Below are 18631 nucleotides of genomic sequence, written 5' to 3'. Positions count from 1 at the left end.
CCTGCGTGTTGACGTGGTACTGGCCCCGGCGCGTCGTAAGGTCATGAAACGGAGTTACCGCGTTGTAACTTCCACAGACTTGGATGACTCGCGCGCCTGGGGGGACCGGCGCACGAGGCTGGAACAGGAGGGGTGAGGGTGCCGACCTCGGTGCTCCTCGCCGTCCTCGCCGCTGCTGGGCTCCTCGCCCTGGCGCCCGCACTGGTGCGCCGATACGACGCAACAGAGCGGCTGGTGGCGGAGCGGGCGTTGTCGACCGCGCGGGTGCTGTCCCGCGCCGATCGACGCCGCCGCACCGTGCCCGGCCGCCGCCCGGTCAACCCGCCGCGGCTGCTCGTCCCGCGGGTCTCCTCGGCCGCCGGCCCGCTGCCCGCCCCGCGCCTGACGACCGTGTCGCCCGCCGCGCGCCGCCGGGTCCAGCGCGCCCCGCGCGCGATCTACCGCCGCCGCCGGGTGCTCCTCGCGCTCGTGCTGCTGAACCTCGCCGAGGTGTGCGGGATCACGCTCGTGAGCCCGGGCTTCTGGGTGAGCTTCGCCGTGACCGGCGGGCTCCTCGTCTACTACCTCGCGCACCTGCGCACCCGGGCCCTGCGCGACCGCCGGCGGCGGCGCGAGGAGGCGCGGTACGCGGCCTGGATCGCCCGCCGTCAGGCCCAGGTCCGCCGCGAGCAGTCGCGCCGCGCCGCCGCCCGCCGCGAGGCCCTGGCCCGTCAGCTGGCCGAACGTGACCGCGCGCGGCGGGAGGCGGCCCGCCTGAACGCCCTGCGTGGGCGCCCCTACGACACGCGGGCCTCGGGACAGTGAACCCGTTCGCAATCCCTCTCCACGACCTGTTAGTCTTAGCGCCGGTCCGCTTCACCGGGACCGATTGGGGTTGTGGCGCAGTCTGGTAGCGCACCTCGTTCGCATCGAGGGGGTCAGGGGTTCGAGTCCCCTCAACTCCACCAGAGATCGAATTCGGCGGCTGTTCCCGATGGGACCGGCCGCCGAAGTCGTTTTCCGCGGACTTCGCACGCTGAGCGCATCGGGGCCACGCATTCCGGGCGCTTCGCTCTGCGGTGGCTTGGAAGTGCGCGATCGTCAAGCCCGCCCACGCCCGTTGCGTCGCGTCCCCTGCGCTGTGACGCGGATCCTGCGCTAGAGCGGAAGGATGCTGACGTCGTACTTCTGGATTTCGGGATCGCGGGTGGCCAGCGTCAGGCCCTCGACCTGGGCCTGGGCGATGAGCATCCGGTCGAAGGGATCGCGGTGCAGGAGGGGCAGGCGGCCGGCGACGACGGCGTGTTCGGCGGTGATCGGCAAAGGGCGAAACCCGGCGTCGCGGACGCGCTCAGGTAGGTCGGCCGGCTGGAGCTTGCCGAGGGCTTGTTTGATTGCCACTTCCCAGACGGTTGCCGAGCTCAGGTAGACGTCCGGCTCGTGATCGAGCTGGTCCTTGACGTCGTCGGGCAGGGCCGGATCGTTGGCGAGCCACCACAGGACGACGTGCGTATCGAGGAGCAGGCTCACGGCGTCAGGCCGAAGTCACGGGCGATCGCGTCGTTGACGTCGGATGAGTCCCAGTCTTCGGCCATGGTCAGGCGGCCGGCGAGCGAGCCCCGGCCGGTGCGGTTGACTCGCCGGTTCAACGGGACGACCTTGGCCACCGGCGTGCCGGCCCGGCTGATGACGATCTCCTCGCCGTGCTCGACGCGGTCGATGATCCGCGAGAGGTTGGTCTTGGCGTCGTGGATGTTGAACGCGGCTGCTTCGGACACTGCGACCTCCTTAGCTAACAGTCTAGCTAAGAGGCGCGCTCCGCTCGTCCGTCCGAACCTTGAGGACGGCGAGACGGTGATCTGGATCTTGAAGGCGGTCGGTTGATTCCTCGCGCTCGCTTCGCTCGCTTGCCGGTGGCGCGGGTCACGTAGCGTCCGGGTTGCTGAGTGGAGCTGAGCGAGCGAAATGGGAGCGGAGCATGGCTGCGGAGCCTATTGAGCGCGGGGTGTCGCGAGTGCGGGATGCCCTGGTGGGGTGTGAGGAGCTTGAGCTTCGGCCGCCGGCTACCGAGGAAGCGGTGGCTGGGTTTGAGCGGCGGGCCGGGGTTCGGCTGCCCTTGCCGTTCCGTGCGTTTGTGCTGGGCGTGGCTGACGGGATCTGGGTCGACGACGAGCCCTGGCTGTACGGGCTTGACGACGTGGCGCTCGAGGTTGAGAGCGGTCAAGGCGATCCCTCCCGGCCGTTTGCGTATGGCGAGGCTGAGGCGGCTGCGATGCTTTCGGCCATCGCCGAGCTTCCCGACGGCTCTGGCGTCCTGGATGACTCGCGGCTGGCCGGGCTGCAGCAGAGTGGGGACCTTGATGGATGCCTGACCATTGCCAACCATGGCGGCAATGACTTCTCGGTTCTTGTGGTCACCGGGGAGCAGGCCGGATGGGTTTGGCGCACCGGGGAGATCGATGTGCCGGAGACGCGGGAGCTCTACTCCGGGGATCGGGGTGCTACGCCGCTGGACTTTCTGGCGTGGCTCGAGGTCTGGGCGCAGGAGTTCGGCTGATCCCGCCGCGGACGAGAGTCGCAGCCCGTTGATCGTGGGTGTGTGTGGTTACTCAGGGTGATTGAGTTGTTTGGAAGAGGGCTGGGTGACCTGGCGGCTCGGGCAGCGTACTGTGAGCCAGTCTCGTAACCGATTGCTGGAGTCCTCCGTGAAGCTCTCCATCCTGATGCCGGTGTACAACGAAGAGGCCCGGCTGCCTGACGCATTGAAGCAGGCCCTCGCCGTTGACTACCCGTGCGAGATCGAGCTCGTGGTCGTCGACGACGGCAGCAAGGACGGAACGGCGCAGATCCTGGCCGCGGCGGACGACAGCCGGCTCCGGCCGATCACGCATCCGCGCAACCAGGGCAAGGGTGCGGCGATCAAGACCGCCGTGGCCGAGGCGACCGGTGACTACATGGTCATCCTCGACGCCGACCTGGAGTACGACCCCAACGACATTCCGCGGCTGCTCGACCCCGTGCTCGACGGGCGCGCCGAGGTCGTCTACGGCAACCGGACGTTCGGGTCGCACAGCTCGTTCTCGTTCTGGTACGTGATGGGCAACAAGGCCGTCACGACCGCCGCGAACATGCTCTACAACTGCTACCTGTCGGACCTGGAGACGTGCTTCAAGCTGATGCCGCTGGCGATGTACCGCTCGCTGGCCGTCAAGTCGAAGGGCTTCGGCATGGAGGCCGAGGTCACCGGCAAGCTGCTGCGCCGCAAGGTGCGCCCGTTCGAGGTGCCGATCAGCTACGCCGCCCGCTCGCGGGAAGAGGGCAAGAAGATCACCGCGATGGACGGGGTTGAGGCGCTCTGGATTCTGCTCAAGGAGCGGATCCGTAAACCCCCGAAGAACATCTGACGGCGGTGCACGGCGGTCGGGTGCGCCGACCGCCGTCGATCCGCAGCTCAGCACGGGTCGATGTTCGGTATTCAGCCGCGTGATTCGCTATTCGTACGACAAAGTCTGACCGATCGATGGAGCCGGGAGCCCCGGCGCCTGAGGATCATGGCCCCGTTGTGACCCATCCCTCGTCCTATCGGATAAGGGTCCACTCAACGGGGAGTTCAGCCAGTGACTGAATCGCGCCTTCCCAGGCGCACCTCGATGACCCGGATCGCGGTCATCGGTGCGGTCGCCTCGGCCCTCGTCGCCGCCGGAACCACGGCGGCGTTCGCGGCGCCCGAGAAGCAAGGCACGGCCGGCCCCGCCGGCAAGAAGCAACCATCCCACACGCTCGACTACCAGGCCGACGGCGCCGAGCTCAAGGCCCAGTCGCCCAAGGTCTCGGGCAAGTTCCGCTCCGGCGGCCGCGGCGCGGTCGCCAACGACTACATCGTCGTGCTCAAGAACGGCAAGGCGACCCAGGACCAGGTCACCGCCAGCGCCGGGGCGCTCACCAAGGCCCACAACGGCAAGGTCGGCAAGGTCTGGTCGAAGTCGCTGCGCGGCTTCACCACCACGATGTCCGAGGCCGACGCCCGCAAGCTGTCCGCCGACCCGGACGTCGCCTACGTCGAACAGAACGCCCTGTTCAAGAAGTCCGACGTGCAGAACACCCTGCCGGACCCCAACAACTGGAACCTCTGGGGTCTCGACCGGATCGACCAGGCGTTCCAGCCGCTCGACCACAAGTACACCTACCCCGCCGCGGGCAGCGGCGTCACGGTGTACGTGCTCGACACCGGCGTCAACGCGGCGCACCAGGAGTTCGCCGGCAACGCCGGGTTCCAGCACTCCTGGTCGGCCAAGTGGAAGGACGACCAGGTCGCCGATTGCGGCACCCCCGCGCCCGGCGCGGACGACGACGGCCACGGCACCTTCGTGGCCGCCGAGATCGCCGGGGCGAAGTACGGCGTGGCCAAGCGCGTGCCGATCGAGTCCGTCAAGGTGCTCGACTGCACGGGCGGTGGCTACACGGACCAGATCGTCGACGGCATCAACCACGTCACCGAGACCGCGGTCAAGCCGGCCGTGGCGAACATGAGCCTCGGCGGCGAGATCAGCCCGGCCATCGACGACGCCGTCCGGGCGTCGATCGCCAGCGGCATCACCTACACGATCGCCGCGAACAACCACAACAAGGACGCCTGCACCGAGTCGCCGTCCCGGGTGCAGGAGGCGATCGTCGTCGGAGCCACCGACGAGGCCGACTTCCGGGCATCCTTCTCGAACTACGGCCCGTGCGTCGACCTGTTCGCCCCCGGCGTGCGCATCGAGTCGGCGTGGTACCAGAGCACGAACGACTACGCGTGGGCCGACGGAACCTCGATGGCGGCGCCGCTCGTCGCGGGTGACGCGGCCCTGCTGCTGCAGGCCCACCCGGACTGGACCCCGGCCCAGGTGCAGGCCGCGATCCTCAAGGCGGGCGTCAGCGGGACGGTCCACGCGGCCGGCCCCGGATCGCCCACCAAGCTGCTGCGCATCGGCGAGCCCGCCTCGGTGACCAGCCAGCAGTTCGGCCTGCGGGCCCGCGCCAACGGGCTCGTCGTGACGGCGGAGAGCGGCGGCAACCAGCCGATGACCGCGAACCGCTTCAACAAGGGCGCCTGGGAGGGCATCACCGTCGTGGACGCCGGCGGCGGCCTCGTCGGCCTGCAGTCCAGCGCCAACAACAAGTACATCACCGCCGAGTCCGGCGGTGCGGCCCCGCTGATCGCCAACCGGGCGAGCATCGGGGCGTGGGAGAAGTTCACGCTGGTCAACAACGCCGACGGCAGCGTCAGCTTCAAGGCGGCGGTCAACGGCAAGTACGTCACCGCCGACCTCAACAACGGCGGCAAGCTCATCGCCAACCGCGACGCCATCGGCGCGTGGGAGACGTTCGACTTCGCCGGGGCGGCCACCACGATCGCCCTGTACGCGCCGGTCAACGGGCGCTTCGTCACGGCGGACAACGGCGGCAACTCGCCGCTGATCGCCAACCGCGGGACGATCGGGCAGTGGGAGCAGTTCGACGTCGTGGACGCGGGCGGCTACCTCGCCCTCGTCGCGCACGCGAACAACAAGCTCGTCACCGCCGACCTCAACAACGGCGGCAAGCTCATCGCGAGCCGCACGGCGATCGGCGCCTGGGAGAAGTTCACGGTGGTCCACTCCGCGAACTTCACGGTGGGCTACTACGCGAACGCGAACAGCCGGTACGTCACCGCCGAGAGTGGTGGTGCCGCGCCGCTGACCGCGAACCGCACCGCCATCGGTGCCTGGGAAGTGTTCCAGTTCGTGAACGTCGGCGAACTGCTGTAACCGCTGTACCGAACTCCCCCTGCCGGTCGGCCGACCGGCAGGGGGAGTTTCGTTTGGGCACGGCGTACGGTGGCGCGGTGAGCTTCGGTCAACCCGTCGCGTCCCTGGAGATCCAGGTCGCGTTGTCCTGGGCCGTCCGCCGGGCGCTGGAGTTCCGCGAGCCGAGCGTCAGCGCCGAGCGGGCCGCCGACGCGATGCTGCGCATGCTCGGCGCGGACGAGGTGCGCTGGCAGATGCTGCCGGGCTGGGGCGCCTCCGGCGAGGGCGTGCCGGTCGCGCAGGAGGACGAGGTCGAGGCCACGCTCCGGCTCGCGCACTGGCGGGCCCGCCGGGACCTGCGCCGCTCGGCCGCCGACCCGCTGCCGGAGTGGGATCCGCGGGTGCGGGTCGGGCTCGGCCGGGCCCTCGCGGCCGCCGCCGAGGCACCCTCGATCCGCTGCCTGGGCTTCCGGCTGTTCCTGCGCGCGCTGCTGGTGGAGTGCGCCTCGCCGGGAGAGTGGAGCGAGTTCATCCGCCGCTTCCACCTGCGCCCCGACGAGGAGTTCCTGCTCGACGGCACGCCCCCGGTCAGCTCGGCCTCGGCGTTTCTCAAGCCGGTCCGCAAGGGCGACCCGGTGCTCTCCGCGCTGGCCGCCCCCGCGGTGCTGCGCGGCGAGGCCGTGCAGCAGGCGGTGCGGGGCGGCTGCGCCCTGGTCGGGCAGGCGCACGCGGTGATGGCCGTGTGCGCGCTGGACTACCTGATGGCGATCACCCGGATCCGGCTCGCCGACGACGCCGTCGCGACGAACGGGGGCGCCCGGGCCCTGGCCGAGCTGGGCGTGACGTATCCGGACGTCAAGAACTTCGCGATGGACCTCTCGCCCGGCCCGGCCGAGATCCCGCGCGAGGACAAGGCGTGGCGGGCCGGGCGGGGCGACCCGCCGTTCGGGGCCGACCTCTACCACGCCGCGGGCGAGGCCACGCGGCTCGCGAGCGAGCTCGGGCACCGGTACGCCGGCTCGTCCCACCTGCTCTTCGCGATCGCCTCGGACGCGACCGGCCCCGGGGCGCAGATGCTGCGGGCGTACGGTGCCGACCCGTCCGCCTTGGCGATGCGCCTGGGCCGCGAGCTGGCGCCCTGACCGGATCGCGGCGCCGGGCCGGGCCGATCGACAGCCAGGTCGGTAGGCTGCGACGGTGACCGGGCGACTGCTGGCCATCAGCGACCTCCACGTCGGCTACGCCGAGAACCGCGCGCTCGTCGAGCAGATGCGGCCCACACACCCCGACGACTGGCTCATCGTGGCCGGCGACGTGGCCGAGCGGTTCGCGGACGTCACGTGGGCGCTGCGCACGCTCAGCGAGCGGTTCGCGAAGGTCATCTGGGCGCCGGGCAACCACGAGCTGTGGACGCCGCAGAACGACCCCGAGCAGTCGCGCGGGGTGGCGCGGTACGACAAGCTCGTCGACGCGTGCCGCGAGCTCGGTGTGCTCACCCCCGAGGACCCGTACGCGCTGTGGGAGGACCGCCTCGCGGTCGCCCCGCTCTTCGTGCTGTACGACTACTCGTTCTGGCCCAAGGGCGCGACCTCGACCGAGGAGGCCCTGCGGATGGCGCACGCGGCCGGGATCGTGGGCACCGACGAGGCCCTCCTGCACCCCGACCCCTACCCCGGGCGGGCCGAGTGGTGCGCGGCCCGGCTCGAGCACACCGAGGCCCGGCTGGCCGCGATCGACGGCCCCACCGTGCTGGTCAACCACTTCCCGATCGTGCGCGAGCCGACGGATGTGCTGTGGTACCCCGAGTTCGCGCTCTGGTGCGGCACGACCCGCACGCGCGACTGGCCCACCCGCTTCCACGCCGAGGTCGTGGTCTACGGCCACCTGCACATCCCGCGCACCACGTGGCACGACGGCGTCCGGCACGAGGAGGTCTCGGTCGGGTACCCCCGCGAATGGAGCAAACGGGCGACCCCACCGGCGCAACTCCGCCCGGTTTTGACCCCTGCAACCTAGAACGGCGTAGAACGTCGCCCGGGCAACACGGCCGGCCCGGATTCGGCAATGATCGATGCGCAACCCCAACCATCCCGGGAGCGCAGATTGCGTCAGCTTGCCCTGCGCCGTTCGCTGCTGTCCGCCGCAGCCACGGCCACGATCATCGGCGCCATGGCGGTGCCGTCCGGGCCGGCCTTCGCCGCCGGCACGGCCACCATCACCGGCCACCTCACCGACTCCTCCGGCCAGCCCCTCGCCAACGCCGCCGTCCAGGTCTCCACCGACCAGGAGACGTTCCAGGTCACCACCGACGCGAGCGGCGCCTACAGCGCGCCGGGCCTCGACGCCGGCACCTACACCGTGTCCTTCGTCCCGGCCGGCGCGCAGTTCCGGCAGTACGCCCACCAGAAGCGCACGTGGGAGACCGCCGATCAGATCACGGTCGCCGCGGGGGCCACGGTCGTCGTCGACGACCAGGCGCTGCCGTCCGGCCGGATCACCGGGTCGCTGCACAAGCGCGACGGCTCGCCGGTCGCCGGCGCCTACCTCACCGCCTACACCGCCGACGAACAGGTCATGGTCGGCGTCACGAACACCGCCGCGGACGGCACATTCTCCTTCGAACTGCTGACGGGCGCCTACAAGATCCAGTTTTATCAGTACCCGCTGGTGAACCAGTGGAACGGCGGCACCTTCACCTCCGAGTCGGCCGCCGCGATCACGGTCGTGGCCGGCCAGGCGACGCCGCTGGCGGAGACCGTCATCGGGACCGGCTCGATCGCCGGGCAGTTGCTCAAGGCCGACGGCACCCCGGCCGCCGGCGTCGGCGTCTCCGCCAACGTGCTCGACGGCGCCGGCCGCTACGCGACGACCGGCGCGGACGGCCGCTACCGCATGGACGACGTGCCGGTCCGCGCCGACTGGTACGTCGCGTTCCGCGGGCCGGGCGGGCAGACGCAGTACGCCCACGGCAAGCTCACCCAGGAGTCGGCCGACCGCGTCGCGGTGACCGAGGACCAGGTGACCACCGTGGACGACCAGCTGTTGCCGACCGGGTCCGTGCGGCTCGTCGCCCACGACGCCACCACCGGCGCGCCGCTGACCGGCTTCTGCGCGTGGGAGGCCTCCTCGGGCGTCGGCGGCTGCGCCGAGACCACCGAGATCGTGGTGCCGGACGTGTTCGTCGGCACCTGGCACTTCTCGGTCAACCTCGGCGACCACCGGCACTTCGACGTCATCGACCAGCCGGCCGTCGTCACCGCGGGTCAGACCACCACGGTGGACGTGGCGATGCGCCTCGGCGCCTCCCTCACGGTGCCGATGACCGCGCGGGCGAGCGGGGCCGCCGCCGACGGCTGTGCGCAGGTCGCCCGGTCCGGGGGCGAGTTCCCGGTCCCCTACGGCTCCGGCTGCTCCGACTGGCAGTGGCCGCCCACCCCGGGCTCGGTGCTCATCGGGCCGCTGGAGCCGGGCACGTACCAGGTCTTCGCCGACCCCAGCGGCGATGCGCTCGGGTCGCAGTGGGTGGGCGCGACCGGCGGCACCGGCGACCGCGACGCGGCGGCGTCCGTGACCCTCGCCGCCGGCGACCAGGCCACCCTGGCGCCGGTGCGCTTCGACGGGGCCGGCTCGATCCGGGGCACCGTGACCGACGTGAGCACCGGCGCCCCGGTGCCCTACGCCTGCGTCTCGGTCGTCGCGCGGACGCCGGGCTTCAGCGGCGACGGCTGCAACCAGGCGACCGCCACCGACGGCACCTACACGATCGGCGGGCTCGGGCCCTACGCGTGGCCGGTGCAGTTCTCGCACCAGGCCTACCAGTGGCGCTGGTCCGGCAACAAGGTCACGCGGCCCGAGGCGACCAAGGTGACCGTGCGCGTGGGCAAGAGCGTGGCGGCGAACATCAAGCTGCGCACCGGGGGCGGCACCGTCTCCGGCACCATCAAGGACGCCGCCGGGCACACGATCGACGGCACGGTGATCGCCTACAACGCGGTCACGGGCGAGGCGGTCTCGCTCGGGGCGCAGGCCTACGGCGGCGGGCCCTACGCGCTGTCGCTGCTCGCGGCGCCGCAGCCGGTGAAGCTGTTCTACTACGCCGGATTCGGGCACAACGGCTGGGCCGGCGGCACCGACTTCGCGTCGGCCACGACCTACCAGGTCAAGAACAACAGGACGACGACGGCGAACATCGTCGTCCCGTGACACGGCGGTGGCCGGGACCCGCACGGGTCCCGGCCACCGGTTCTGATCGGCGCGCTACAGGCTGTACCTGCGGTCGAGCGCGAGGTTGTGGTCGTCGAGCCCGGGGATGTACGACGACGTCCCCGACGCCCCGAAGGACGCCGCCGCCGGGGTCACGCCCGCCCAGCGCTGCAGGGCGGAGGTGGCCTTCGCGGTCTCGTCGGGCTTGAGGGCCGCGATGTTCGCGCCGTGGTTGGCGCCCGCCGCCATGTACCACTGCGAGTCGCGGGTGAACGGCCCGAGGCGGAACGGCTCGGAGCCCCAGGGGTCGTTCGCGCCGTAGACGAACAGCAGGCGGCTGCCCGCGAACTTCACCCAGATGTCGATGTCGAGCATCGTGAACGGCTGGAACCGGGGCACGAGCTCGCGCGGGATGTAGGACTGGGCCCGGTCCTGGCCGCGGTAGTGCTGCAGGCCCTTGAGGTGCGGCTGGGAGGTGTCCGGGTAGCCCAGCTGGTACGAGGCCTGGAAGTAGTACGTGATGTAGGGCGTGATGCCCTGGTCGGTGTTGGAGTCCAGGCCGTAGATCAGGTCGATCCAGTTCCAGATGTCGTCGCTGGATGCCGTGGCCGGGGGCACGTCGGCGCAGTCGCTCTCCAGGCTGTACTGCCAGAAGGCCCACGTCGTGCCGTTGACCATGAACTCGAAGGCCCGGTCGACCCCGCCGACGATGTCGAAGGTGCGCTGGTTCTCGGTGGCCCAGGCCTGGTACCGCGCGACGAGCTCCGCCCGCCGCTGGAAGGCCGCGATCTGCACACCGTCCAGCGCGGCCCGGCACTGCGCGGTGCCGACCTTGGTGAAGAACGTGTCGTAGGCGGAGTCCTGGTCGTTGACGACGTCCTGCGGCGCGACGTACGCGACCGTGCCGTCCACGTCGTCCGGGTAGAAGCGGCGGTGGTACACCGAGGTCATGCCACCCTTGCTGGCGCCGGTGGAGACCCACTTCTGCGCGTAGATCGGCTTGAGCGCCCGCACGATCCGGTGGTGGTCGGTGGCCGCCTGCCAGATCGTCATCTGCTGCTGCCAGTTCGGGTTCGCCGGGCGTGACGGGGTGAAGAAGCGCTGCTCGACGGAGATCTGGTTGCCGTCGATCAGCCGCGTCGGCTCGGAGCGGAACGCGTACTCGGGCACGTTGTAGCCGGTGGTGTGCAGCACCATCGGCCGGTCGGTGCCGCGGTGCAGCAGGGAGAAGCGCTGCTGGAACGTGCCGGCCCGCGGGTTGGTGTGGTCGACCGGCTGGGTGATGCTGAGGATGAAGAAGCGGTACGGCGCGGCGACCGGCTGCTCCGAGAGCACGGTGAGCCCGGGCACGGCCGCCAGGCGGTCCTTGATGTCGGTCTCCGTCGCGGCCGACGCGGGCGCGGCCACGGCGACGGTGCCGAGCATCCCGAGCAACAGCGCCACGCTGAGCAGCGCCCGTCGGAATCGGGTCATGCGGTACCTCCACATCGAGACTTTCCGCTGTCTCGATGGAAGCTACCGGCGATCCGGACTATTCGGCCCCGCTCGTCCACCCTCGCAGTGGATCGAAGAGGGCGATCGGATGCGCGGTCGCGCCGGTGAGGCACAGGTCGGCGAGGATCTCCCCGACGACGGGGACGAACTTGAACCCGTGCCCGGAGAACCCGCAGGCCACGGTCACCCGCTCCCGGCCCGGGTGCCGGGCGATCACGAAGTGCTGGTCGGGCGTGTTGGTGTACATGCAGGTCTTGCCCCGCAGGAAGCGCCCGGGGACGGCCGGAACCCGGGTGGCGAGGTGGCGGGCGATGAACGCGATCTCCTCGTCGCGGATGCCGCGGTCGATGGTCTCCGGCGTGGTCGTCTCGCCCCGCCGGAAGAACGCGACCTTCATCCCGCCCCCGGGGCCGTCGAGGGCCGGGAAGCCGTACACCTGCATGCCCGGCGGATCTTCCCAGATGAAGATCGGCTGTGGTCCCGGGATCTCGGACCGGGGCTCGAACCAGAACTGCACCTGCCGCTCGACGACCAGCGGCACGCCGAGGTCGGGCAGCAGGCCCGGCGCCCACGCGCCGGGGCAGATCACGAGCGCGCCCGCGCGGTAGGTGCCCGCCGCGGTGCGCACGGTGACCCCGCCGCCGTCCTCCGCCCACGCCTCCACCGGCTCGTGGAAGCGCAGCTCGGCGCCGAGCCGCCCGGCGAGGTCGAGGTTCGCCTGGACCGCCGCCTCGGGCCGCAGCACGCCGGCGTTGCGCTCGAACAGCGCCACCTCGCCGTCGCGCGGCGTGAACTGGGGCCACCGCCGGCGGATCCCGGCCGCGTCGAGCATCTCGTGCGGCAGGCCCCACTGCTCGGCCGCGCGCCGGCTGCCCTCGACGGTCAGCGACGCCGGCGGGCCCATGAAGAGCCCGCCGGTCAGCGTGAGCAGGTCGCGGCCGGAGTCGCGCTGCAGGCGCTCCCAGAGCTCGTAGGAGCGCAGGATCAGCGGGACGTAGGCCGGGTCCTCGAAGTAGGCCTGCCGCGTGATCCGCGAGCCGCCATGGCTGGAGCCCTGGTCGTGGGCGGGGCCGAAGCGCTCGAGCCCGAGCACCCGCTGCCCGCGGGCGGCCAGGTGATAGGCGGCCGAGCTGCCCATGCCGCCGAGGCCGGCCACGATCACGTCCCACTGCTGCGCCATCAGGGCAGCGTAGCCACCCTTGCTCGCTTTCTGATCACGGTCGCCAGCGCGACGGCGACGAGCGCCAGACAGAGGCCGGCCGGCGGGATCAGGCCCAGCGCACCGTGGGGCTCGTAGGCCGCGTAGACGTTCGTCGCCGCCGGGCCGGGCCAGACCAGGTAGGCCCAGGCCGCGAGCGTGGGCCACGCCATGAGCAGCACCGAGAGCAGCGCGAGCTCGCCGACGGCCACGCGCTGCCACAGCGGGGCGCGGCGCAGGCGATATCCGATCCGAGCGGCGAGCAGCCAGCCCGCGACCAGCCCGAGGACCGCGCCGGCCACGGTGAGCGGGGCGGTGAAGGCGGGGAGGGCGGGCGCCACGTCGACGAGGAGCATGGTGTTCGGGCCGGTCGCGGCGACCTGCACGGAGGCCTCGACGCCGCCACGGGTCGCGCGCAGGGCCCCGTCGAACTCGGTGGGCTCGACCCGCCAGCCCGCCGCCACCAGCCGCGCGGCGGCCTCGTCCGGCGTGACGTGCGGCGCGCGCACGGCCTGCGCGATCACCCGGCCGCGCAGGCCGAAGGCCTCCGAAAGGCGCTCGGCGCGGTGCTCCGTCGCGGTGCCCGCGGCCGTGTCGAGCAGCCCGCCGACGACCGCGTCGCTCGGGCGCACCGCGACGGCCCAGCCGCAGACGCTGCCGAGCCCGGCCCCGAGCCCGCCGGCGATCAGCGCGCTCAGCACCGCGGCGAGCACCATGACCCGGCCGGTCGGGAGCCGGAACCGCTGCCGCAGCCCGCCCGCGACGATGTCGCGCACCTCGGCCGCGGTGGGCCGCTCGCGCCCGGGCTCGGCGCCGTCCATGAGCGTCGTGAGGATCTCGGTGCCGTGCGTGCGCCGATAGGGCGCGGGATAGGCCAGCAGCAGGCGACGGTACCGCCGGGGGAGGGCATCCGGGACGCTCACGCGGTCACCGGGCCCGGGCTGGCCCGGCGCCGCAGCCGCTCGGTCGCGGCCGCCGCGTGCCGCCGAAGCCGCTCCGCCTCGGTGGCCAGCGCGCTCGCCCCGCCGTCGGTGAGCGCGTAGTAGCGGCGCAGCCGGCCGTCGACCGCCTCCTCCCGCTCCACGACGATGAGGTCCTGCTCGACCAGCCGGTCCAGCGCCCCGTAGAGCGTGCCCGCGCCGAGCACGACTTCCCCGCCCGACAGCGCGCTGACCTCCTGGATCAGCCCGTAGCCGTGCCGGGGCCGCTCGGCCAGCGCGGTGAGGATGAGGAACGTCGGTTCCCGCATGGCAGCCATGGCCGATACGTTACGTCTGGCGAGGCATATCGGCAACCGTACTGACAATCGGTAGTCGAATGCCGTCCCGTCGTGGTGGCACGTTTCCGGGATTCGCCGGTCTCGGGGTCGTCCTACCGTATTGCTCAACAACGACTTCTCAGGGGGACATGATGAGCGACTACGACATGGGCGACACGGGTCACGGCGACGTCGACTACGGCCACTACGAGGCCGGTCAGGAGCAGGGCTCGCTGGACCAGCTGCATCACGCGGCGGGTTCGGAGGCCGACTACAACAGCCAGTACGGCGTGTACGAGCAGGACCACCACGACGCGGAGTCGACGGACTTCTCGCAGGGTCACCACGTCGAGTACGACGCGCCGGCGGCCGTGCACTACGAGTCGGACGACTACACGAACTACTCGCACGACGCGACCTCGGACGACCACGTCTTCGCCGCCGAGGGCAGCGAGAACGCCCACCAGGCCAGCTTCGGCGAGCTCGACCAGCTCGAGCAGAGCTTCGGCAAGTCGTTCGTCGACGGCACGGAGTTCCACGCCGGTGGGGGCCAGTTCGGCGTCGCGGCCAACTAGTCCCAGGACTGCACGAACGGCCGGTCACCCCGCGAGGGTGGCCGGCCGTTTCGCTGGGTCGGGACGGGTCAGAGGGCGGTCAGGATCACCGGGCCGTCGTCGGTGACGGCGATCGTGTGCTCCCAGTGGGCGGCCCGGGAGCCGTCGACGGTCGAGACCGTCCAGCCGTCGCGCTGCAGCCGGTGGCGGTCCGAGCCGCTCTCCACCACCATCGGCTCGATGGCCAGGGCGAGGCCGGGGCGCAGGGCCAGGCCGCGGCCGGGGCGGCCCTCGTTCGGCACGTGCGGGTCCTCGTGCATGGCGGTGCCCACGCCGTGGCCGCCGTAGCCCGTCGGCATGCCGTACTTCGCGGCGCGGCACACGCTCTGCACCGCGTAGGAGATGTCGCCCAGCCGGTTGCCCGGCACCGCGGCGGCGATGCCCGCCTCCAGGGCCCGCCGGCCCACGTCCGACAGGCGCTGCGCGGCCTCGTCGACCGGGCCGATGCCGACCGTCACGGCGGAGTCGCCGTGGTAGCCGTCGATGTGGGCGCCGAAGTCGATGGAGAGCAGGTCGCCCTCCTCCAGGCGGCGGGCGTCGGGGATGCCGTGCACGATGGCGTCGTTGACCGACAGGCACAGCACCGCCGGGTAGGGGATCGGCGCGAACGACGGGTGGTAGTGCAGGAAGGACGACTTCGCGCCCTTCTCGGACAGCAGCTCGCGGGCCAGGTCGTCCAGCTCCAGCAGGGTCGCACCGGGCTTGGCGGCCGCGCTCACGGCCGCCAGGATCTGGGCGACCACGCGGCCGGCCTCGCGCATCGTCGCGAGTTCCGCCGCACTCTTCAGCACCACCATGCCGGATATTGTAATACCAGGATTATCATCGTCCACATGGTGCGCAACCCGTTGACCGATGACGAGCGGCACCGCGGGCTGGTGCTGGGCAGAATGCTCCAGCAGGCGCGCGGGGCGCGCAGCGCGGCGGCGGTCGCGTTCGAGGCCGGCATCTCGCTCGACACCCTGCGGAAGATCGAGCGCGGGGCGATCGCGACCCCGGCGTTCTTCACCGTGGCGGCGCTCGCGCGGGTGCTCGGGCTGGACCTGACCACGCTGGCCGAGGCCCTGGGGGACGACAAGCCGCAGGCGACCAGCCGCGTGGCCTGACCGGTCCCGCCCGCCATGACCCTGTGGGAGCGGACCGAGGCGCTCGACGAGCTGAGCGGCCTCGGCAACGGACGCATCGCGCTGGTCGCGGGCGAGGCCGGCATCGGCAAGACCAGCCTCGTGCGGGCCTTCACCGATGCCGTGCGCGACCCGGTGTGGCTCGGCGCCTGCGACCCCCTGGTCACCCCGCGCGCCCTCGGCCCGTGGCACGACATCGCCCGTCGGGCCGGCGGCGCCCTCGCCGCGGCCCTGGACGCCCAGCGGCCGCCGCTGCCCGCCCTGCTGGACGCGCTCGAACACCCCGGGCGGCGGCCGGTCATCGTGATCGAGGACCTGCATTGGGCCGACGCCGCCTCGCTCGACCTGCTCGTCCTGCTCGCGCGGCGGATCGAGCGGCTGCGGGCGCGGCTCGTGCTCACCTACCGCGACGACGAGACCCCCGGCCACCCGCTGCACGCGACCCTGGCCGCCTTCCCGCGCGACGTCGTGCGCCGGGTGCCGCTGCCCCGGCTGTCCCGCGCGTGCGTCGCCGAGCAGGCCGGGCGGGCCGGGCGCGACCCGGGGACCGTCTACGAGCTCACCGGCGGCAATCCGCTGCTCGTGACCGAGGCGCTGAGCGAGGAGCCGGCGGGTGCCGTACGACACCTGATCCTGACCAGGATCGAGCGGCTGCCGGCCCCCGCGCGGGACCTCGCCGAGCTGGCGGCCGTCATGCAGCGCCTCGACGGGGCCGACGACGCCGAGTGGGCGCTCGTGGACCGCTGCGTGGCCGCGGGCGTGCTGGTCGCGGCGGACGGCGGGGCCGGGTTCCGCCACGAGCTGCTGCGCCGGGCCGTCGAGGACGCGCTGCCGCCGGGCCGCCGCCGCGCGCTGCACCGGCGGGCGGTCGAGCGCCTCGAGGCGCGCCCCGGGGTCGATCCGGCCCGCCTGGCCCATCACGCCAGACACTGTGAAGAGCCGGAACTGCTGCGGCGGTACTGCCTGATCGCCGCCGAATCCGCCGCCGCCCAGGGCGCCCACCGCGAGGCCGCGGCGCACTACCGGGCCGTCGTGGACCTCGACGCCGGGGTGGAGGTCCTGGAGGCCTACGCGTTCCAGGCGTACCTGGCCGGCCTGTCCGCCGAGGCCCTCGACGCGCGCCGGGAGGCGGCCGGGCGGCGGCGCGCGGCCGGCGACTGGGAGGGCGCCGGGGCGAACGAGCGCTGGATCTCGCGGCTGGCCTGGTGGAGCGGCGACACGGCCCTGGCCCGGCGCGCGGTCGAGGACGCGGTGGCGACGCTGCGCCAGGGCCCGCCCGGGCGCGAGCTCGCGATGGCCCTGAGCACCCGCGCCCAGCTGCACATGCTCGCCTACGAGGTCGAGCCGGCCGTGGCGTGGGGCACCCGCGCGGCGGAGCTGGCCGAGCGCCTCGGCGACCGCGAGACCGCCGTGCACGCCGGCATCAACGTCGCCACCGCCCGGCTGGTGCGCGGCGAGCCGGGGGCGTCGGCCGAGCTGGTGCGGCTGCACGAGCGCGCGGACGCCGCCGGGCTCGCCGACCACGCGGCCCGGGCCCTGGTCAACCGGGCCGCCACGGACCTGTGGACCGGCGACGACCTCGCCGCGACCCTGGCCGCGATCGAGCTCGCGTTCGCCTATGCCGACGCGCGCGATCTCGGGGGCTACCGGCAGTACCTGCTCGGCGTCCGCGCGGCCGTGCGGGTCGAGGCGGGCGAGTGGGACGCGGCGCTGGCCGACGCCGAGGAGTCGCTGGCGTACCCGAGCCGGGGCGGGGTCGGGCCGCTGCCCGCCCTCGTGGCGCGGGGCCGGGTGCAGTCCGCGCGGGGCGAGCCGGAGGCGGGGGCGACCCTGGACACGGCCCTGCGCGAGGCGCTCGCGACCGAGGAGCTGCAGCGCATCGGGCCGGTCGCGATCGCCCGCGCCGAGCACTTCCTGCACCTCGGCGAGGCCGGGCGCGCCGCGGCCGAGGCCCGGCGGGGGCTCGAGCTGGCGGAGTCGGTCGGGCACCGCAGGTACACCCGGGAATTGGCCTTCGCTCTGCTGCGGGCGACCGGCGCACCGTCCGATGTGGACTGGCGGGCGGCGGCGGACGGCTTCGCGCGCGCCGGGCGGCACCTCGCGCGGGTGCACGCGCTGGGGCTCGGGGACGCGGCCGCGGCCGGGGAGGCGCTCGCCGCGCTGGACGCGCTCGGGGCCGGGCGCGCGGCCGCGTGGCTGCGGTCGGACCTGCGCCGGCGCGGGGTGAGCGGGGTGCCGCGCGGGCCCCGGCCGGCGACCGCCGCGAACGCCGGCGGGCTGACCGGCCGGCAGGCCGAGGTGCTGCGGCTGCTCGCCGACGGGCGCTCCAACGCCGAGATCGCCGCGGCCCTGACGCTGTCCGAGAAGACGGTGCAGCACCACGTCTCGGCGATCCTGGCCAAGCTGTCGGCGAGCTCGCGCACCCAGGCCGCGGCGGCCGCGCGGCGGCTCGGGCTAGTTTGACCCCATGATTCGCAGCGGCGCCGTCGACGTGGACTACCCGGACTCGGGCGGCGGCCGGGCCGCGCTCGTGGCCGGCTCCCTGCCCGGGTTCGCGGTCGAGACCGAGCGCGTCGCGTGGCTGGACGAGGTCGAGGCGTACGTTCCCGGGCAGTTCTACCGGCGCGAGCTCCCGGCGATCAGGGCCGTCCTGGCCGGCGTCGACCCCGTCGAGCTGCTGATCGTCGACGGCTACGTGGACCTCGACCCCGGCGGGCGGCCCGGGCTCGGCGCCCACGTGCACGAGGCCCTGGGCATCCCGGTGATCGGCGTGGCCAAGACCTCCTTCCACACCGCGACCCACGCGGTGCCGGTGCTGCGCGGCGGGGCGTCGAAGCCGCTGTACGTCACCGCGACCGGCCTGCCGCGGGCGGACGCGGCCGCCTTCGTGACCGGGATGTGCGGCCCCTTCCGGATGCCGGACGCGCTGCGCCGTGTCGACGCGCTCGCGCGGGGCCGGGCGTAGGCGCGCGCCGCGGCGCGCGCCCCGTTCG

18 protein-coding genes and 1 tRNA gene are annotated in these 18631 nt (G+C 72.8%); 12 read left to right on the top strand and 7 right to left on the bottom strand.

All coding sequences use genetic code 11. The features are described 5' to 3' along the window. The first annotated feature begins 132 nt into the window (after window positions 1–132). Together sepX and AC6JBM_RS39845 are read left to right on the top strand one after the other, a co-directional pair. Window positions 133–804, top strand: a complete 672-nt coding sequence (gene sepX, locus AC6JBM_RS39850; protein WP_350612165.1) for a divisome protein SepX/GlpR — start codon at window positions 133–135, stop codon at window positions 802–804. 66 nt (window positions 805–870) lie between these two features. Next, window positions 871–947: transfer RNA gene (locus tag AC6JBM_RS39845), tRNA-Ala, on the top strand. A gap of 190 nt (window positions 948–1137) precedes the next feature. Here the strand turns inward: AC6JBM_RS39845 and AC6JBM_RS39840 are convergent. Both AC6JBM_RS39840 and AC6JBM_RS39835 read right to left on the bottom strand, forming a co-directional pair. Continuing rightward, the gene (locus AC6JBM_RS39840) at window positions 1138–1509 is read right to left on the bottom strand and encodes a type II toxin-antitoxin system VapC family toxin (protein ID WP_497979010.1); all 372 of its coding nucleotides are present in this window, start codon (window positions 1507–1509) and stop codon (window positions 1138–1140) included. Further along, window positions 1506–1757, bottom strand: coding sequence for a type II toxin-antitoxin system Phd/YefM family antitoxin (locus AC6JBM_RS39835; RefSeq protein WP_497979009.1), 252 nt, complete (start codon window positions 1755–1757; stop codon window positions 1506–1508). The genes AC6JBM_RS39840 and AC6JBM_RS39835 overlap by 4 nt, the downstream gene beginning before the upstream one ends. 236 nt (window positions 1758–1993) lie before the next feature. On the opposite strand from AC6JBM_RS39835, the gene AC6JBM_RS39830 reads away from it, so the two are divergent. The 6 genes from AC6JBM_RS39830 (at window position 1994) to AC6JBM_RS39805 (ending at window position 9950) form a co-directional block, all read left to right on the top strand. After that, window positions 1994–2536 carry a hypothetical protein gene (locus AC6JBM_RS39830; RefSeq protein ID WP_497979008.1) on the top strand — a complete coding sequence of 181 codons (543 nt, stop codon included), beginning with the start codon at window positions 1994–1996 and terminating at the stop codon, window positions 2534–2536. Between the two features lie 148 nt (window positions 2537–2684). Next, window positions 2685–3383, top strand: coding sequence for a glycosyltransferase family 2 protein (locus AC6JBM_RS39825; RefSeq protein WP_350612163.1), 699 nt, complete (start codon window positions 2685–2687; stop codon window positions 3381–3383). A 213-nt stretch (window positions 3384–3596) separates the two neighbouring features. Then, window positions 3597–5768 (top strand): S8 family serine peptidase, encoded by a 2172-nt coding sequence (locus tag AC6JBM_RS39820; protein ID WP_350612162.1) that lies wholly within the window; start codon window positions 3597–3599, stop codon window positions 5766–5768. Window positions 5769–5845: 77 nt separating this feature from the next. Continuing rightward, window positions 5846–6889 carry a Clp protease N-terminal domain-containing protein gene (locus AC6JBM_RS39815; RefSeq protein ID WP_497979007.1) on the top strand — a complete coding sequence of 348 codons (1044 nt, stop codon included), beginning with the start codon at window positions 5846–5848 and terminating at the stop codon, window positions 6887–6889. 55 nt (window positions 6890–6944) lie between these two features. Beyond that, window positions 6945–7763 carry a metallophosphoesterase family protein gene (locus AC6JBM_RS39810; RefSeq protein ID WP_497979006.1) on the top strand — a complete coding sequence of 273 codons (819 nt, stop codon included), beginning with the start codon at window positions 6945–6947 and terminating at the stop codon, window positions 7761–7763. An 87-nt stretch (window positions 7764–7850) separates the two neighbouring features. Beyond that, on the top strand, window positions 7851–9950 hold the full coding sequence (locus AC6JBM_RS39805) for a carboxypeptidase regulatory-like domain-containing protein (RefSeq protein WP_497979005.1): 2100 nt from the start codon (window positions 7851–7853) through the stop codon (window positions 9948–9950). 54 nt (window positions 9951–10004) lie between these two features. Here AC6JBM_RS39805 and AC6JBM_RS39800 read toward each other — a convergent pair whose 3' ends face one another. Genes AC6JBM_RS39800 through AC6JBM_RS39785 form a run of 4 tightly spaced genes read right to left on the bottom strand, consistent with a single transcriptional unit; the run spans window position 10005 to window position 13891 of the window. Continuing rightward, on the bottom strand, window positions 10005–11423 hold the full coding sequence (locus AC6JBM_RS39800) for a S28 family serine protease (protein ID WP_497979004.1): 1419 nt from the start codon (window positions 11421–11423) through the stop codon (window positions 10005–10007). Between the two features lie 58 nt (window positions 11424–11481). Next, window positions 11482–12624 (bottom strand): N-methyl-L-tryptophan oxidase, encoded by a 1143-nt coding sequence (solA, locus tag AC6JBM_RS39795; protein ID WP_497979003.1) that lies wholly within the window; start codon window positions 12622–12624, stop codon window positions 11482–11484. Continuing rightward, a complete protein-coding gene (locus AC6JBM_RS39790; RefSeq protein WP_497979002.1) occupies window positions 12624–13565 on the bottom strand; it encodes a hypothetical protein in 942 nt (313 codons plus the stop codon). Before AC6JBM_RS39790 ends, solA begins: the two co-directional genes overlap by 1 nt. Continuing rightward, window positions 13562–13891 carry a PadR family transcriptional regulator gene (locus AC6JBM_RS39785; RefSeq protein WP_497986631.1) on the bottom strand — a complete coding sequence of 110 codons (330 nt, stop codon included), beginning with the start codon at window positions 13889–13891 and terminating at the stop codon, window positions 13562–13564. The genes AC6JBM_RS39790 and AC6JBM_RS39785 overlap by 4 nt, the downstream gene beginning before the upstream one ends. Window positions 13892–14052: 161 nt before the next feature. Between AC6JBM_RS39785 and AC6JBM_RS39780 the strand changes: the two genes are divergently transcribed. Continuing rightward, the gene (locus tag AC6JBM_RS39780; protein ID WP_497979001.1) at window positions 14053–14475 is read left to right on the top strand and encodes a hypothetical protein; all 423 of its coding nucleotides are present in this window, start codon (window positions 14053–14055) and stop codon (window positions 14473–14475) included. 68 nt (window positions 14476–14543) lie between these two features. Here the strand turns inward: AC6JBM_RS39780 and map are convergent, their stop codons facing one another. Further along, entirely contained in the window at window positions 14544–15311 is a 768-nt protein-coding gene (gene map, locus AC6JBM_RS39775; protein ID WP_497979000.1) for a type I methionyl aminopeptidase, read from the bottom strand. Window positions 15312–15347: 36 nt separating this feature from the next. On the opposite strand from map, the gene AC6JBM_RS39770 reads away from it, so the two are divergent. From AC6JBM_RS39770 to AC6JBM_RS39760, 3 genes are read left to right on the top strand one after another with little or no spacing between them, the layout of a single operon-like run. After that, window positions 15348–15620 carry a helix-turn-helix domain-containing protein gene (locus tag AC6JBM_RS39770; RefSeq protein WP_350626933.1) on the top strand — a complete coding sequence of 91 codons (273 nt, stop codon included), beginning with the start codon at window positions 15348–15350 and terminating at the stop codon, window positions 15618–15620. A gap of 15 nt (window positions 15621–15635) precedes the next feature. Next, a complete protein-coding gene (locus AC6JBM_RS39765; RefSeq protein WP_497978999.1) occupies window positions 15636–18101 on the top strand; it encodes an ATP-binding protein in 2466 nt (821 codons plus the stop codon). 4 nt (window positions 18102–18105) lie between these two features. Further along, on the top strand, window positions 18106–18603 hold the full coding sequence (locus AC6JBM_RS39760; protein ID WP_497978998.1) for an endonuclease V: 498 nt from the start codon (window positions 18106–18108) through the stop codon (window positions 18601–18603). The last annotated feature ends 28 nt before the right edge of the window (window positions 18604–18631 follow it).

Source organism: Dactylosporangium thailandense (assembly GCF_059739745.1).
This window is presented reverse-complemented; position numbering and strand designations above follow the sequence as displayed.